At 69.3% G+C, this 15,037-nt stretch carries 15 protein-coding genes; 4 read left to right on the top strand and 11 right to left on the bottom strand.

What is annotated here, in order from left to right; all coding sequences use genetic code 11:
• The first annotated feature begins 13 nt into the window (after nt 1-13).
• A complete protein-coding gene (locus CWOE_RS33115; protein WP_148261164.1) occupies nt 14-1,255 on the top strand; it encodes a hypothetical protein in 1,242 nt (413 codons plus the stop codon).
• Between the two features lie 20 nt (nt 1,256-1,275).
• Entirely contained in the window at nt 1,276-1,665 is a 390-nt protein-coding gene (locus CWOE_RS33110; protein ID WP_012936642.1) for an excalibur domain-containing protein, read from the top strand.
• 62 nt (nt 1,666-1,727) lie between these two features.
• Here CWOE_RS33110 and CWOE_RS33105 read toward each other — a convergent pair whose 3' ends face one another.
• The 8 genes from CWOE_RS33105 to CWOE_RS34530 form a co-directional block, all read right to left on the bottom strand.
• Nucleotides 1,728-1,976 carry a hypothetical protein gene (locus tag CWOE_RS33105; RefSeq protein ID WP_012936641.1) on the bottom strand — a complete coding sequence of 83 codons (249 nt, stop codon included), beginning with the start codon at nt 1,974-1,976 and terminating at the stop codon, nt 1,728-1,730.
• Nucleotides 1,977-2,510: 534 nt separating this feature from the next.
• Nucleotides 2,511-2,816: an EthD family reductase gene (locus CWOE_RS25990; RefSeq protein WP_012936640.1), complete on the bottom strand. Its 306-nt coding sequence runs from the start codon at nt 2,814-2,816 to the stop codon at nt 2,511-2,513.
• Nucleotides 2,817-3,573: 757 nt separating this feature from the next.
• Nucleotides 3,574-3,987 carry a putative toxin-antitoxin system toxin component, PIN family gene (locus CWOE_RS31505; protein WP_012936639.1) on the bottom strand — a complete coding sequence of 138 codons (414 nt, stop codon included), beginning with the start codon at nt 3,985-3,987 and terminating at the stop codon, nt 3,574-3,576.
• Nucleotides 3,984-4,208: a hypothetical protein gene (locus CWOE_RS25980; protein ID WP_012936638.1), complete on the bottom strand. Its 225-nt coding sequence runs from the start codon at nt 4,206-4,208 to the stop codon at nt 3,984-3,986. Before CWOE_RS25980 ends, CWOE_RS31505 begins: the two co-directional genes overlap by 4 nt.
• A 178-nt stretch (nt 4,209-4,386) precedes the next feature.
• Complete coding sequence (locus CWOE_RS25975; RefSeq protein WP_041730982.1) at nt 4,387-6,225, bottom strand: protein kinase domain-containing protein; 1,839 nt, start codon at nt 6,223-6,225, stop codon at nt 4,387-4,389.
• Nucleotides 6,226-6,293: 68 nt separating this feature from the next.
• Entirely contained in the window at nt 6,294-6,818 is a 525-nt protein-coding gene (locus CWOE_RS25970; RefSeq protein ID WP_012936636.1) for a GNAT family N-acetyltransferase, read from the bottom strand.
• Nucleotides 6,811-7,089 carry a type II toxin-antitoxin system TacA family antitoxin gene (locus CWOE_RS25965; RefSeq protein ID WP_041730980.1) on the bottom strand — a complete coding sequence of 93 codons (279 nt, stop codon included), beginning with the start codon at nt 7,087-7,089 and terminating at the stop codon, nt 6,811-6,813. Before CWOE_RS25965 ends, CWOE_RS25970 begins: the two co-directional genes overlap by 8 nt.
• A gap of 400 nt (nt 7,090-7,489) precedes the next feature.
• Nucleotides 7,490-7,852: a transposase gene (locus CWOE_RS34530; RefSeq protein ID WP_148261382.1), complete on the bottom strand. Its 363-nt coding sequence runs from the start codon at nt 7,850-7,852 to the stop codon at nt 7,490-7,492.
• Nucleotides 7,853-7,875: 23 nt separating this feature from the next.
• Here CWOE_RS34530 and CWOE_RS25955 point away from each other — a divergent pair, with 23 nt between their 5' ends.
• Nucleotides 7,876-8,439: a dihydrofolate reductase family protein gene (locus CWOE_RS25955; RefSeq protein ID WP_012936634.1), complete on the top strand. Its 564-nt coding sequence runs from the start codon at nt 7,876-7,878 to the stop codon at nt 8,437-8,439.
• Nucleotides 8,440-8,460: 21 nt separating this feature from the next.
• Here CWOE_RS25955 and CWOE_RS25950 read toward each other — a convergent pair whose 3' ends face one another.
• A complete protein-coding gene (locus CWOE_RS25950) occupies nt 8,461-9,498 on the bottom strand; it encodes an aldo/keto reductase (protein WP_012936633.1) in 1,038 nt (345 codons plus the stop codon).
• Between the two features lie 119 nt (nt 9,499-9,617).
• Between CWOE_RS25950 and CWOE_RS25945 the strand changes: the two genes are divergently transcribed.
• Nucleotides 9,618-10,184 (top strand): TetR/AcrR family transcriptional regulator, encoded by a 567-nt coding sequence (locus tag CWOE_RS25945; protein ID WP_012936632.1) that lies wholly within the window; start codon nt 9,618-9,620, stop codon nt 10,182-10,184.
• 97 nt (nt 10,185-10,281) lie between these two features.
• Here the strand turns inward: CWOE_RS25945 and dacB are convergent, their stop codons facing one another.
• Complete coding sequence (dacB, locus tag CWOE_RS25940) at nt 10,282-11,835, bottom strand: D-alanyl-D-alanine carboxypeptidase/D-alanyl-D-alanine endopeptidase (protein WP_012936631.1); 1,554 nt, start codon at nt 11,833-11,835, stop codon at nt 10,282-10,284.
• 43 nt (nt 11,836-11,878) lie between these two features.
• Nucleotides 11,879-14,878: a hypothetical protein gene (locus CWOE_RS25935; RefSeq protein ID WP_148261162.1), complete on the bottom strand. Its 3,000-nt coding sequence runs from the start codon at nt 14,876-14,878 to the stop codon at nt 11,879-11,881.
• Nucleotides 14,879-15,037: the final 159 nt, after the last annotated feature.

Genomic DNA, 15,037 nt, shown 5'->3' with positions numbered 1-15,037 from the left:
CATCGCACTCATCGTGCTGCTTCTGCTGCTGGGGATGATGCTCGCTTCGCCGGTCGGCGCCCGTGCGGACGAGAACATCTATGCACGTGATCTCGCCGCAGCCAGACGTGGGCTGGCCCGCGCGCAGACTGCCTGGGATGCCGCCACTGCGGATGCGCAGCGAGCGGAGTTGCAGCTCCCGGTCGCGCGGGCGGTGGCGACGCAGAAACGATCCGTTGCCGAACGTCGCGCCGTAGCGGCCGACCGGGCCCGGATGAGTGCGGCGCGGGCCGAGCGGAGAGTGCGTGATCGGCGGGAGAGGGCGCGTGCTCGTGTCGTGGCAGCCCAGTCGATTACATCGGCTGATAGCGAGGCATGGCGCTCCTGGCGCGTGCGTTGGGTGTCGATCGCCGCCGTCTTGTTCGCGCTCGCCGCAGGCGCCGCCTTGTCGGCGGTCGTCGCACGATGGCGTAGGCGGATCGAAGGTTCGCTCGCAGCAGGACGCAGTGCCGTCGCCTTGGCCATGTCGACCGCGCTCTACCTGTGTGGCCTGTTCGGCGCGGCGTCCGCAGCCGGCGCATGGCGATTCTCCTTGGCGCTGCTCACGGGTGCGGCTGTCGGCGTGCTCGTCCTCGTGCTGGGCACGGCGGCTGGCTGGCGTCGATGGCAGCCGGCTCGTCCGCTCTACCGACGCTTCATCTGGCCATCCACGGCCTTGTTGGTGCTCTGCGGGATAGGCACGGTTCTGCTCGCCGTAGGTGACGAGCGACCTGATCCTCCGCAGGTTCCCGCGGCGACCATGCGCCTCGCGGATCAGGCTGAACGTGACGCGCCGATGCCGCACGTGGTGCGGATCGTCGGCCACCACGCAGGTGCGCTCGACGTGCAGGCCCTCCGTGCGGACGAGCGTGCGACGGACGCAGAGACAGCTCGGGACGATCTCGCAACGCTCTACAGAACTGCGACGACGAGAAGGTGGCGTCTCCGACAGAGCATCGATCGCTGGTCCGCGAGACTGATCGCAGCGCAGCGTGACTACGACGACTACCAAGAGCTGCTCGACGCAACCGCACCAGATCCGACGATCCCTGATGACGTGGGGGATCTCGATGCGCTCGACCGTGATCTGCCCGACGTTGACGTTCCGTCGAACGATCTGTCGACAACCGAGGATTTCGGGTCGGGCAGGGGCGGCGTCGGTCTGTGCGCCGACGGTACGCTCAGCGACAGCATCGGGCGGCCGGGGGCATGCTCACATCACGGCGGGGTTGGCTGACGTTGCCACTCTGGTTGTGGATGCTGACCGCCGTCGTGTTCGGTTGCCTCGTAGGCCTGGAGGCCTGGGCGTGGATGCGTCACGGAATGTCCGCAGTCGCGCTGGCGGCGCTCGGGGCCGTATCGGTCGGCACGATGCTGCTCGCAGCGCTCGTCGTGGGAGCCATCGGCTACGGCATGATCAGCGCGATCTCGGGATGGGATCCGTTGCGTCTGGGGACAGAGCCGGGTGGTTCGGGCTCGGGGCGCTGCGACTCCAACTACGCTGGAGCGTGTCTCGATCCTGATGCAGCCGACTACGACTGCGCAGGTGGCAGCGGCGATGGCCCACGCTATGTCGGCACGCTCAGCGTCGTCGGCGCAGACGTCTTCGGACTCGACCGCGACGGCGACGGAGTCGCGTGCGAGTAGCGGCTCATCGCTCGTGCAGCTCCCGCACCGCCACGAACCGGTACCCGGTCGCGGGATGGTGTTCAAAACCCGCCCCCGCTATGGACGAATTCCCCGACCGGGCTTGCCGGTCGGGGTTTTTCTTTTTCCGGGATCAGCTCCGGCGTGACGGTTGCGGCGAGCTTGAGTTGCCGGTTGGTCTTGTCGTAGGTGGCGGTCACGTCGAACGCCTCGAAGAGGTCTGCCAGCTTGTCCGGCTCCGCTGTACGGAGTGTGGGTCGCAAGTCGGGGACGGCGGCGATCTCGTCGGGGTGCGCTCCCGCTTTTTGCACCTCGGGTTTCTCGGTGATGTTTCCGGGATCTCGCCGATCGCTTGGATGTCCGCGACGGTGGCGAAGCAGCGTGCGAACGGCGCGCGGCGTCTGACGGCGACGATCGCGCCGCCGTCTTGCCAGGTGCGGTCGAAGAGTTGGCCGAGCAGTCTGCGGCGCTCGGCGGGTCGTGCTCGATCTCCCAGAAGCCCGCGAACTCGTCGAGCAGTGCGTCTGCTGCGGCGATGTCCGGGTCGATCGGCGGGCAGCTCGCGTGCACCGGATTGCTCGCTCTCCGTCAGGTGACCGAGCAGCCCACGATCGCTCCACCTGCCCGGCATCTCTCTGTGGACTGGCAGCAGGTTAACCCGCTCGGACGGATCCGCCGTGCGCGATAGCCACCACGGAATCCAGCAGCGCGGACGCGGATGGTCGCGCCGCTGGTTCCAGGCGGAAAGGCGGAAGCGAGTCGCCGTGGGGCGTTCCCCGGCCGATCGCCACCGGCTGACGCGGACGGGGCCGGTCGCGGTGCGGGCGGTCGTCCAGCCTGGTGGCTCAGCCGGCGCGAAGCTCGAAGTTGAGCACGACGGCTCCGCCGGTGGCGTAGTTTGGGACGTCCGCGCGCGTCGCCTGACCCTCGGGGGAAGCAGTCGCTGCACTGTACGCGGCCGCATCGTCGAAGTCGGCCTCGAACACGCAGAAATACGGTGACTCACCCTCGGATGTGGCGACATTGAAGCTGTAGCGATAACCGCGCAGGCCGGGAAGCTTGGCCACCAGCGGGAGGTGCGTGTCCACGTAGTAGCTTCGGAAGTGGTCCGGGTCCGTGGGCGGCGGGTAGAGGACGAGGAGCCGGTGCATGGCGCGGAGTGTAATGCAGCGCCCAGAACCGACCGCTCGCGCTCCGGTCACGCGTTCGCGGCGAGGTGAACCGGCTCTGCGGTGCGGGCTGATTTGCGCGCGGTAGGCGATCGACTCAAGCGAGCCGTGCCCACTGCCGCGCTGAGGCTTGCTGTTTCGATTAGGGCTGTCGGTGGCGTCCGACGTCGAGGCGATGGTCCCGACCGGGCGGCGCGATGGTCCCGACCGGGCGGCGCGATGGTCCCGACCGGGCGGCGCGATGGTCCCGACCGGGCGGCGCGATGGTCCCGACCGGGCGGCGCGATGGTCCCGACCGGGCGGCGAGCTGACTCTCATTGAGACTGTCGGTCAGGCTAGGGCCTGACTTCCTTCCGTTTCATCGCTCGTCGCCGGTCGGGGATGTCTGGTTACTTGATAGATGCGTGGTACCGCCTCGAGCAAAAGGCCACCGAGGAGAGCGAGCGCGACCGCTTGGAGAGCATCGCTCAAACCCTGCGTCGCGACGCCGCTCGGCTTGCTGTCCGGTTCGGCTCGAACCATCCCGTTGTCGAGACCTGTCTTCAGGGCGAAGTTCATATGTACGAGGCGATCGACATCGCCCGCGATGCGGGGTCCGAACCGGTTCAGTCTGAGAAGGTGATGGACGAGATCCAGGGCACCCGAGCGGCGTTCCTGGAATGCCAAAGGCCGGCGTCGCCCGCGTGTACTCCGATCTGGCACGGGTCGATCGTGTTGAGTTCGGCGCTGGAAGCGGGGCTCAGAGGAGGCCAAGCAGCTCGCACGCGGCGCGTGCGGTCAGCGCTGGCGGATGGAGCCCTTGGTGGTCGAGGAGGTCTTTGTCGCCGGTGACGATGGCGCGGGCGGTGGTCGCGATCGCGACGAGGTAGTCGTCGGTGGGATCGCGCAGGACTGCTGGCGGTGATCTCGGGTCGCGCAGTTCCACGCTCGCGCGTGTGAGCGCGCGCATCAGTCGGTCGGCGTCCTCGGTGGGCAGACGAGCGCGGAAATAGGGCTTCGCGAGGCCGCGTCGGACTTCGTCGAGCAAGAGCGGGCAGGCGACGGCTTGGAAGGTCGAGTCCATGAGGGCCTCGAAGAGGCGCACAGGGGGACTGTCGTCTGGGCCGGTGAAGGCGGGCAGCCAGATGCTGGCGTCGATGACGAGCCGGGTCAACGCGCGGCGCGGACCTCGCGAACGGCTCTCAGGGCGAGTTCCGTAGCTTCTTGCTCGGTGAGGTCGAAGCGGGCGCGGGTGCGTCGCGCGGTGGCGATGCCGAGTCGGCGGATCGCGAGGTCTTCGAGCAGTTCGCGGTCGCCCTTGCCCGGATCCTCTGCGCGCAGCTCGGCGAGGAGGTCGGCGTCGAAGTCGATCGGCGTGGTGCGCGAACCGCTCATGAGATCAGCGTAACGCCTGTCGCGGCGATGTCGCGTCATCTGCACACCCGCTCTGATCTCAAATCCACCACCGCCACGAACCGGTACCCGGTCGCGGGATGGTGTTCAAAACCCGCCCGGTAGATGGACCTGCGGGAGGCGAGGCGGAGACTCGTCCGCTCGCCAGGTTCCCGTGAACCTAGCGGGCAGGGTTGAGCCCGATCCGCTCCGCGAGACCGATAGCAGGGCCACGGAGGGTCTGAGAATCGCTACCCGTGGCGGCTCGAATCACTTGCCTCAGGTCATCGGCCTTGAGCAGATCTTCGGCAACGGGACTTGCGTTCAGAATCGCGAGACCACACATCACGAGTGGGCTAAATCGTGACCACGACTGAAGCCAAGGATCGTGGATTGGGCCATCCCACTCCGCCGCCGGGATCGGTATGCGTTGGAGTGCCGCCTCAGCCTCGGTCGCGGCGGCAGTCAACGCTTGAGGGGTCCAATCGAGCTGACGGAGTCGGGTTCGGACGATGTTGCGAACGATCAGCATCATCACGCGACCAGGGTTCGGTGGGTAGCGGAGCCGATCCTCGGCCGACATGGCGGCACTCATCGACTCCGACATCTCCTTCAGAGGGCCGTACCCGACTACTCGTGTCGTCGCGGGAATGAACGCTCGCTGCAAACGCCAAGACGCGGTCAGGGCCGGATGATCGCTGAATTCGAGCAGGAGGTCGCGAACTCCTTGAGCGGCCAACTCGGTTGCGAGTGGCTCACATCCCTCTTGGCCGCGAAGCTTCAGGCTCCCCGTCAGAGCAACGCAATGCATCCACCAGAGCGGCCGACCCCAGAGGATCTGGCGCGCACGTTGGAGTTCATGTTGGCGCTCGCCAGGGTTGCAACGCGTCACGGCGTACGCAAAATCGTCACCGTCTCGGACCGAGCCCTCCCACGGGTTGTCGTGAAGGTCCAGCGCAGCCTTGACGCCGTAGTCGTCGATGAGCGACCGGCGACTTGCTTCGCTCTGGCTCCAAGCCTCGCGGACCAGTCGCTGCTGCTTTTCGGTGCTTCGTTGCCGGGCGCTGGCGAACACCGCGCCAAGCTCCGCTTCGATCTTCTGAAATGCCTGCGGATCGACGGTTTCCGCCAACTGTTCACCGAGCGAGGTCACGTAGTCTCGCCGAATGGCTTCTGCGGCCTCGTCGTCCTGTGTCGGGGCGCGTCTCGCCCAGGTCTCCAACTCCTCGACGAACTCGTGCATGGTCGGACGAGCCTCTGGAGGGTCGTGCGTGGCGGATTGAAGAACACGGCTGAGCGCCAGTGCTCCCGGATCCTCAATCCAGTTCGCGAGGTTATGAGAGCTGACCTCGACACGAATCTGCCCTTCGGGCGGGTAGCTCTGCCCCGTCACCAGGACCCAAAGCGTCTTAGCCAGCGAGTAGACATCGGCCGGGCCCGGAGCGGCGAGATCCGGCTTGCGAAGCATCTCCGGGGCGATGAAGAAGAGGGGGCCCAGGCGGCGATCACCGACAGTGACGGCGTCCTCCTCTGGATATGCGACGAGACCGAAGTCTCCGAGTACCCAGCGACCATCGAGCCGGAAAAGGTTGTCCGGCTTGAGGTCGCGGTGGTAGATGCCAGCAGTGCTCAAGTCAGCGAGGGTCGAGGCAATGTCACGAACGGCCTCGACGATGGCACCGAGATCCAGATCCGAACCGAGGGCTGTGCGAAGCCGTTCAGCGACGGGTGTAGCGAGCCATGCTGGGTCGCGTGAGTCCCGAGACGGCAGTGAGTAGGCCACCAGCGGCAGAACCCCAGGACGACCGCCGAGTCGCCCCATGATTTCGACTTCATCGCTGAAACGCTGATACCGGTCGCCGGACTTACGGGACACGACTTTCAGCGCGGCCTCGCCGTGCTGAGGATGCTCCGCTCGCCACACCTCGCCGTTGCCGCCTCTTCCCAAAGGCGCGAGCAGGGTCCACTCATCGAGCTTGTCGTTGGGCCGCAGCGTCACGGCCATGATGATCGCGCTCAACGAGCAGGTGCAGCCCCAGTCGTCGAGCCAGGGAACCTTCAGCTGCTTCTGTGGGACGCGGTTCCGACCTAGCGGGCGAGCGTGCTGAGCGTCGTCTCGATCTCGTTGGTGAGGAGGTAGAGGTCGGTGTCGGTGGGGTCGTCGGGGTGGAAGGGGTGGAAGCCGAGGCGTTCCCACCATCTGCGCGCTCGGTCGTGGAGTGCGGTGACGACGACGGCGCGGCAGGCAGCTTTGGTGTTGATCTCGACGGCGGTGGCGAGGACGTGCGCGACGAGCGCGGTGCCGACCCCGAGGCCGGTGCAGCTTCTGTCGACGGCAAGGCGGCCGAGCAGGAGTGCGGGAACGGGATCGGGGGCGTGCTTGGCGACGGCGGCGGGTGCGGCGCTGCGGTCGATCGCGGTCATGGCGAGGCTCGCGTAGGCGACCACTGCGTCGCTGGTGGTGGTGATGACCCAGGTGGCGGCGGTGTGGCGGCGGCGGTTCTGGCCGGCGTAGCGGCGCAGCCAGTCGTCGAGCGCGTGTTCGCCGGAGTCGAAGCCGCTGCGGTCGTGGCGCGCGGGGTCGAGCGGCTCGGGGCGACGGAGGTCAGTCAACCCAGCGGAAGCCGCGTGGGCGGTCCAGCGCGGCGGCGAGCCGCTCGTTGACCATCGCCGGCTGCGCGAGCGCGTCGGTGAACGCTCGCGCGGCCTGCGGCGAGAGCTGGATCACGGTGCGCTCGGCGAGAACTTCCTCGGCGTGCTGGGCTGCTGCTTGGAGCACGAACGCGGAGAGGTTCTGGTGGGTGGCATCGGCGGCGCGTTCGAGCAGTTGCTTGCGCTGCGGGTCGACGCGGATCTGAAGGCGTTCGTCTTTGACCGTGGCCATGTACTCACTATGGCAGTACATCTCAAAGCGGTCAACAGCAGATGAATGGGATCGCTGCTCGCCCGCTCGACATCGGCCCGATGCTACGCCAGCTCCCGCACCACGACGAACCGGTACTCGGTCGCGGGATGGTGTTCAAAACCCGCCCCCGCTATACGGAAGTCCCGCGACCGCCCCCTTGGGGCGGTCGCTTTTCTTGGTCGGTCACGAGTTCTGCCGTGACCGTAGCGGCAGGTTCGAGCCGAGCGTTTGGGCTTGTCGTAGGCGACGTTCACGTCGAACGCCTCGAAGATCTCCGCCAGCTCGGTTTTCGTGATCCGTGAGCGGTTCGTGGTCGAGGTCGTGGCGCGGGGTCGTCAGGCGGCGAGCTGCACCGTCTCCGGAGTGGTCGCGGTCCGCGTCAGGACCAAGCGCATCGACGTCTCCGAGAGGGCGGCCGACCGACCATTCCTCGTGTTGCTCGAGCAGCACCATGCCGGCGCGGTCGATCAGCGCCGCGTCGTGGGGTAGATCCCGACGACGTCCGACCGGCGGTCAGCCGCTCCAGCGGATTCGTCGAGCGCAGCTTCGGCCAGTGCTCCCTCGGGAACTCGTAGAACCCCAGCAGGTCGTCCTCCGCAGCCTCCAGCAGCCGTGGGACCTTCGCCGCCGGCCCGTCGCGGCGCGCGACGACGTCGCCGAGCCGTTCCCGCGCTTCATGTCGCGCAAGAAGTGCACCGGTGACCGATGATTCTTCCGCGCTCTGCTGGTCTGTACGCCTAATACCTACTCACGGGAGGCTGACGTATGCGGAAATTGACCTTTGGCATGAACCTGAGCCTGGACGGTTACATCGCCGCGCCCGGTGACGACATCGGCTGGAGCGTGCCGTGCGATGAGTTGTTCCAGTGGTGGTCCGACCGGGTGGGGGCGACGGGCCTGGCGCTGTACGGGCGCAAGCTGTGGGAGGCGATGAGCTCCCACTGGCCGACCGCCGACCAGCAGCCCGGCGCCACACGGGCGGAGATCGAGTTTGCCCGCCGCTGGCAGGACATGCCGAAGGTGGTGTTCTCCTCGACGATCAGCACGGTCGACTGGAACGCCCGCCTGGTCACCGGCGATGCGGTCACCGAGATCACCCGGCTCAAGGCCGAGGACGGCGGCCCCATGGACATCGGCGGCGCCACCCTCGCCGCGGCGGCCATGCGGGCCGGGCTGATCGACGAGTACGCGATCGTCACCCACCCCGTCCTGGTGGGCGGCGGCACGCCGTTCTTCACGGCCCTGGACAACTGGGTGAACCTGACCCTGGTGGAGACCCGGACGTTCCCCAACGGCGTGATCCTGACCAGGTACGAGACCAGGCGTTGAGCTTCCGAGAGCCCCGCCGCGCTAGCGGCGGCGGTAGGCCGGGTCGAGCGCGTTCGTGCTCGTCGCCCACGCGTTGTCGGCGACGTCGATCGAGTGGCCGGGCGCGACGATCTCGTCGATGCGGTCGAGCAGGTCGGTGGACAGCTCGACCCCGTCGGCCTCCAGATAGGACTCCAGGTGCTCGATCGTCCGCGGCCCGATGATCGCCGAGGTGACAGCCGGATGGCGGGTGGCGAACGCGATCGCCAATTGCACCAGCGTCAGGCCGGCCTCGTCCGCCAGCGCGCCGAGCGCGTCGGCGACATCGAGTCTGGCGGCGTTGGCCGGCAGAGTGGCGTCCATCGCGGCGGCGAAGCGCTGTTGCCGCGCGGCGGAGCCTGGTCCGCTCACCTCGCGCCCCTTGCGGTATTTACCCGACAGCCAGCCGCCCGCGAGTGGGCTGTAGACGAGCACGCCGAGCCCGTGACGCAGGCTGGTCGGCAGCACGTCGTACTCGACTGCGCGCGTCAGGATCGAGTACGGCGGCTGCTCGGTGCGGAAGCGCTCGTGGCCGCGCCGCTCGGCGACCCACCGCGCCTCGACGATCTGCGAGGGCGCGACGGCCGAGGCGCCGAAGGCGCGGATCTTGCCGGCGTGGACGAGGTCTGACAACGCGCTGAGCGTCTCGTCGAGGTCGGTAGCCGGATCGAGGCGATGGACCTGGTAGAGGTCGATCCAGTCAGTTCCCAGCCGTCTCAGCGACGCCTCGACCGCCTCTGTGATCCACCGCCGCGACCCGCCGCGGTGGTTGGGGTTCTCGCCCACCGGCAGGCCGACCTTCGTCGCCAGCACGACGTTCTCGCGGCGGCCGCCCGCGAGCGCCTTGCCGATGATCGTCTCCGACTCGCCGCCCGAGTAGGCATCGGCGGTGTCGATGACGTTGATTCCGGCGTCGAGCGCGTGGTGGACGATGCGAATCGCGTCGTCGTGGTCACGGTTGCCGAACGCGCCGAGCATCATCGCGCCGAGGCACAGCTGACTGACCGAGACGCCAGTGCGTCCCAGTGGGCGGTAGTCCATGAAGAGAGCCTTTCGCTCGCCGCGGGGCTGATTCGCAGCGGGTGGGTAAGATGAGTTCGAAGTGAAGCGGATAGGTTGTTCGTTTCACTTTAGCGGATAGCCTCTCCACTTCAAGCCCGATGTCCCCCGCCCGACCGCCAGCCCCGTCCCGACGCGCCGACGCCAAGCGCAATCGCGACACGATCCTCGCGACCGCTCGCGCCGCCTTCGCGGACGGCGAGGGCGAGATCTCGATGGCCGAGATCGCCCGCCGCGCAGGTGTCGGCATGGCGACGCTCTACCGCAATTTTCCCGGCCGGCGCGAACTGCTCGAGGCGCTCTACGCCGACGAGGTCGACGCCATCTGCGACGCCGCCGGCACGCTCGACGGCGCACCCGGTGAGGTGCTCACGACGTGGCTGGAGCGGTTCCTCGCCTACTTCGTCAGCAAGCGCCCGATCAGCGCCGAGCTGCTGCAGCACTCAGACCCGAGCGCCCCCGTCTTCGGCAGCAACCGCGACCGCGTCCTCGCCGCCGGCCAGTCCCTCCTCACCGCCGCCCAGCAGGCACACGAGATCCGCGACGACCTCACGCTCGAGCAGATCCTCGACATGGTCATCGCGATCGCCAAGATCCCCGCCGAGCCCGACTACCTCGACCCGATCCTGCAGACCGCGCTTGACGGCCTCCGCCCTCGTCCGGCGTGAGTTCATCCCGTAGAGCGGCCAGGCAGCCGGCTGCCTGGCCGCTACGGCGAAGCACAGTCCCCCACCGTCGTGACGAGGGACCGGCTCCGAGCCGCCCTCAGTAGGCCTGCTGGATCAGCGCCGCGACCTTGCCGACGTCGTCGTTGGCCGCGAAGAGGCCTTCCAAGTCCTTGAAGATCGCGTTGGTGACGACGATCGAGAACGTGAAGCGGCGGCCCTTTCTGGTGTCGATGAAGCCGCCGAGCGCCTTGGTCGGCAGCACGAAGCGGCGGTTGAAGACGTCCCAGTCGCCGAGCGTGCCGGTCTTGGCGAAGACTCTGCCGGCCGCCGCGCCGTTCGCCTGCACTCTCGCGAGCGAGCCGTCGACGCCGAGGATCGGCAGCGTCGCCTGCCAGGCGGCGGCATCGGGACGCTCGCCCATGATCGCCTGCAGCTGCGCCTGGTTGTCCGCCGTGATCAGGTTTCCGGTCAGGCCTGAGCCGTCCTTCAGCACCGCGCCGTCGGTGTCCAGGCCCGCGGCGGCCCAGATCTCCTGCGCCTTCGCCAGGCCGTCGTCACAGTCGGTGCTGCCGGCCGTGACCGCCAGGCGGCAGATCAGCAGCTGCCCGCCGCGGTTGTAGCTGACCTTCAGCACGTACGTCGCCTCCTCGCGCAGCGGCAGCGACCGCAGCCGCGCGACCGTGCGCAGCCGCTCCGTCGCCGCTCTGCGCGGCAGCAGCCGCTCCGGGTTGGCGGCGACCGGGTCGGCGTCGACCTTCACGCCGGCCCGTCCGAGCGCCTCGACGAACGCCGTGCGAGCGAAGCGGGCGGGGTCCTCGAACGCGTACGTGTTGACGACCGGCCCACTGTTCGCCGCGATCGTCCCCGACAGCACGACGCGGCCGTGGCGCGGCGAGCTGACGAGGATTCTCGTTCTGCCGTTCGCGGCGACCGTTCTGACCGCGCTGACGACTCTCCACGGCGCGACCTTCGGCCGCATCGTCTGCGTCGCGATCTGGCCGGGCCGCCCCGGCTTCGTGACGAAGTCGATCAGGTTCTCGTTGATCGCGATCGGGGTGACGGGACCGTTCTCCAGGTGGGAGGTCTGCCACAGCCGGTCGTCGACGATCACGTCGCCGGAGACCCGCCGGATCCCGGATCTGCGCACCTGCCGCGCGAGCCGGTTCAGCCCCCGCAGCGGGTTCCCGGACGTGAGCGTCGCGCCGGGGATGTCGTTGGCGTCGTTGTGGTCGAGGTTGGCGAAGTCGACGGTTCCGTCCGGATTCGTGCGGCCGTCCATCGTCATGTCGCCCTTGCCGACCAGGATCAGGTTGCCGCGCAGCGTCCCGCCGGCCAGCCTCCCGGTGCGCTTGACCGGCGTGGTCACGCGGCTGTCCGGCCCGAACTGCAGCCACGCCGCGCCCGAGCTGTACGTCTTCACGACCGACGCGGGCTGCGCCATCAGGTCGGCGTTCAGCGAGATCACCGACGCGCCGGTGGCGGCGTCGCGGACCGCGATGTGCCACCCCGAGTGTCTGTAGGCCGGCTGGTTCATCACCGTCAGCGCCTCCGCCGGCAGGCCGGGCACCGGCCCGATCGGCGCGGCCTCGGCCGCGGGCGCGGCGGCGCACGCGAGCGCGATCGCCGCGCCGGCTCCCATCAGTCGTCTCATGCTGCTCCTCGTCGTCTTCATCGTCGTCACGGCGTCGGCCGCGCTATCTCAGCCAGAAGCAGGCGGTCCGCTCTCTGTCCTCGCTGGAGAACCAGGTGCGGTGTCTCGCCGCCGCCATGAAGGCGCCCGGATCCATGCCGAGTCTCTCGGCGCCGAAGATCAGCTCGAGCAGCTCGTTCGACGGCGGCGTGCCGTGCCCGGTCGCGATGCCGGGCGGACGTGACATCACGAACGTGTCGTACGCGTTCACTCTGCCTGCCGGATCGAGCTCCTGCAGCAGGGAGGTGGAAGCGTTCCCCGCGTAGTCCTTCCACGGCTGGTACCCGTTGCAGACGTAGTCCCGGACGTCCGGCGCCGTGCTGCGGGGCCAGTCGTTGTGTCTGCCGACGCGCGTCAGCGCCATCACGGGGAAGCCGAGCGGCAGCAGCTTCTGGTAGGCGAGGCGCTGGACGCCGCGGTCGATCTGCGCTCTGTTGCGCGACATGTCTCTCCCGTCGAGCGCCAGGTAGGCGTATCTCGCCGGGCAGTCGACGCAGCTCCCGTATCTGCCGACGACCGCGAGCTTCGCGTAGTCGCCGACGATCACGTCGCCCATCCGGTCGATCGTCACCTTCGCCTGCTCGGCTCTGTCGACGAGCGCTTTGCCGAACGCGTCGGCGTGCACGCGCATCTCGCCCTCGCTGGGGCCGCCGCTCTTCGTCGCGCCGTACCCCCACATGCCGATGTCGAGCAGGCCGCCGAGCACGCCGGTGACCTCCTCGGTCGCCGGTCCGAGCAGCTCGAGCACCTGCGCGGTCAGCTCGAGCCACGACAGCGTCACCTCGTCGTCGGGGTTCTCGGCGTCCTCGAGCACGCGGTCGGCGACCGTCTGCGCCGTCACCCACTGGCTCAGCTGGCCTTCGGAGAACGGCTGCTGCAGCTTCGAGAGGTAGGAGCGGACCTTGCCGACCAGACCGAGCTCCAACACGAGCTGGTCGCGCGCCTCGACGAACTCTCCCGCGCTGAAGCGGTCGTTCGCTCTGTACGCGGTGTTCGTGACGTCGCGGATCAGCGCGTTGGTGTCGGACTGGGTGAAGCTCTGCGTCCAGTAGGCGGTGCGCGGGTCGGAGCCGAGCTGCGGCAGCGTGCCGCCGATGTAGGCGATCGCGGCGGCATGTCTGGGGTCCGACAGCGGCCACTCCCCCGTCGGCTCCTGCATCACGAGTGAGGCGAGCGCGGTCGGGTCGGCGGAGGGTCTGCTCGTCGCGGAGACCTCGGCCGGCCGGAAGCGCGACTCGCGGTCGGGCCGCAGGACGCCGCTGAGCGCGGGCGCCGGGCCGGCGCCGTCGACGTTCGCCGCGACCTCGGCGGCCTCGCCCTCGCCGGCGTCCTTCCAGCCGACGAGCGTGTAGGTCGAGCCGCCGCCGGCGGCCGGGCCGGTCGTGCGGGCGATCCGGTTGAAGGCGTTGCGCGTGCCGCCGAAGCCGGCGATCGTTCTGGCGAGCGCCGTCATCGTCGCTCTGTCGATCTCCCCGATCGGCGGCAGGTAGCCGGCGCCGCTGCGGGTGCTGACGGCCTGGACGATCACGAGGTTGCCGTCCTCGACCGCCGCGAGGTTTCTCACCATGCTCTGGGCCTCGGCGCTCTGCTGCGCTGCGCTCAGGCCGGGCCGGCCGGTCTGGTAGACGATCCCGTCGCCGCCGCGCGCGGGCTTGAGGGTCTTCCAGTCCTGTACGAGCACGCGGAAGCCGACCGACCCGGCGCAGGAGGCGCCAGGGCCGCAGGGCGACTCCGGAGCGACGTACCTGAAGGGGACGCGCTCGCTCGGGACGAAGCCGTAGTTGAGGTGCTGGTCGGGGCTGAGATAGCCCTGCATCCGCCCGTACGTCGCGATCCGGCCGGTGTCCGTCGAGAACGGCACGACGCTGACGTCCGCCTCGCCGGGCTCCATCCCCGGCACCCCGACGCCCGAGAACGACCCGGGTCGGATCGGCAGCCTGCCCGCCGGGAAGCCGAGTCCCGCGAGCCCCTGCTCGATGGTCTCGAAGTCGCCGCTCGTCGACGCGTCGCCCGCCTGCAGCGAGACGATCACGAGCTGCTCATCGTCGTGAAGGGCCTTCAGCTCGGGGATCGCCCGCTGGCTGCTGCCGTAGGCCTTGTTCGAGATCGGGCTCAGCGTGTCGCGGTCGAGCACGACCACCTGCAGCGCCGGAACGGCGGTGCTCTGCGGCGCGCCCTGCGCGTCACGCAGCCGGTAGGTCATCTCCCCGACGCGGATGCCCCGCCCGTCGCCCGTCAAGGCCGCCATCGTGTCGATCGGCACCAGCGGCGTGCGCGGGACGGCGGTCAGCGTCACCTCGTCCGACGATCTCGCGGCCCCGCTCCCGCTCGTCAGCCGCAGCGTGTATCTGCCCGGTACGACGGGGCGGAAGCTCGCCGCGAGGCCGGCAGGCGAGGCCAGCAGCGGCGGCGTCAGCGCCGCGAGCGGCAGCCCGTTCGCGAGGGACCGCTGCGCGCTGCGCGCTCTCGTGCGGGATCTGCCGGCGGGCGTACGCCGCACGCCAGGGCCGGCGACGACGCGCCAGCGGGCGGAGGGGCGGCTCGCGCGCGGCAGCCCGTGCGCGCTGCCGGTCATCGGCGCCGTCGCCCCGATCGCGACACGGCGGTCACGTCCGGCGCCGGTCAGCGCTCGTCTCGTGCGCACCGTGAAGCGGACCGTCGTGCTGCGCGGCGGCCGGCCGGAGTGCAGCACGGTCACGCGCAGCACGTTGCGGCCACGGCGCAGCCCATGGCTGACCGACGTGACGAGCGTGCGCACACCGCCCCGGCTTGCGCCGAAGTCGGCGCCGACGGGGACGCCGTTGAGGCGGACCCGCAACGCGCCCGCAGCGTCGCCCGAGCGCACGCGGATGCGGACGCGATGGGCCCGCACGACGGCGCCCGGCCGCGGTGCGACCACCGGAGCGGCCGCGCGCCGGGCTCTCGCCGCTGCGGCAGCGGGGGCCGGTCCCTCGGCCGCGACCGCCGGGGCGGCCGCTGCTCCGAGCGACGACGAGGTGACCAACGCGACCAGCGTCGGGAGGAGCAACGGACCTGCGCGCATCGGTGACCTCGGGAACTCGGAGGCGCTCGCCGGACGGAGCGCGAACGATCAGCGTGCAAGAGCGCTGAAACCCCAACAAGGGACCTAGGTCCCTGTTCCGGTGCCCGCTCGATGCGCAAC

Source organism: Conexibacter woesei DSM 14684, from assembly GCF_000025265.1.
Taxonomy (GTDB): Bacteria; Actinomycetota; Thermoleophilia; order Solirubrobacterales; family Solirubrobacteraceae; genus Conexibacter; species Conexibacter woesei.
Note: the sequence above shows the minus strand (reverse complement) of the source record. Positions and strands in the feature narration are given on the sequence as shown.

Coding starts and splice junctions, on each gene's coding strand:
- CWOE_RS25955 (WP_012936634.1), top strand. CDS start 7,876: ATGCGGAAATTGACCTTTGGCATGAACCTGAGCCTGGACGGTTACATC.
- CWOE_RS33110 (WP_012936642.1), top strand. CDS start 1,276: ATGCTGACCGCCGTCGTGTTCGGTTGCCTCGTAGGCCTGGAGGCCTGG.
- CWOE_RS25980 (WP_012936638.1), bottom strand. CDS start 4,208: ATGAGCGGTTCGCGCACCACGCCGATCGACTTCGACGCCGACCTCCTC.
- CWOE_RS25965 (WP_041730980.1), bottom strand. CDS start 7,089: ATGGCCACGGTCAAAGACGAACGCCTTCAGATCCGCGTCGACCCGCAG.
- CWOE_RS25950 (WP_012936633.1), bottom strand. CDS start 9,498: ATGGACTACCGCCCACTGGGACGCACTGGCGTCTCGGTCAGTCAGCTG.
- dacB (WP_012936631.1), bottom strand. CDS start 11,835: ATGAGACGACTGATGGGAGCCGGCGCGGCGATCGCGCTCGCGTGCGCC.
- CWOE_RS25990 (WP_012936640.1), bottom strand. CDS start 2,816: ATGCACCGGCTCCTCGTCCTCTACCCGCCGCCCACGGACCCGGACCAC.
- CWOE_RS25945 (WP_012936632.1), top strand. CDS start 9,618: ATGTCCCCCGCCCGACCGCCAGCCCCGTCCCGACGCGCCGACGCCAAG.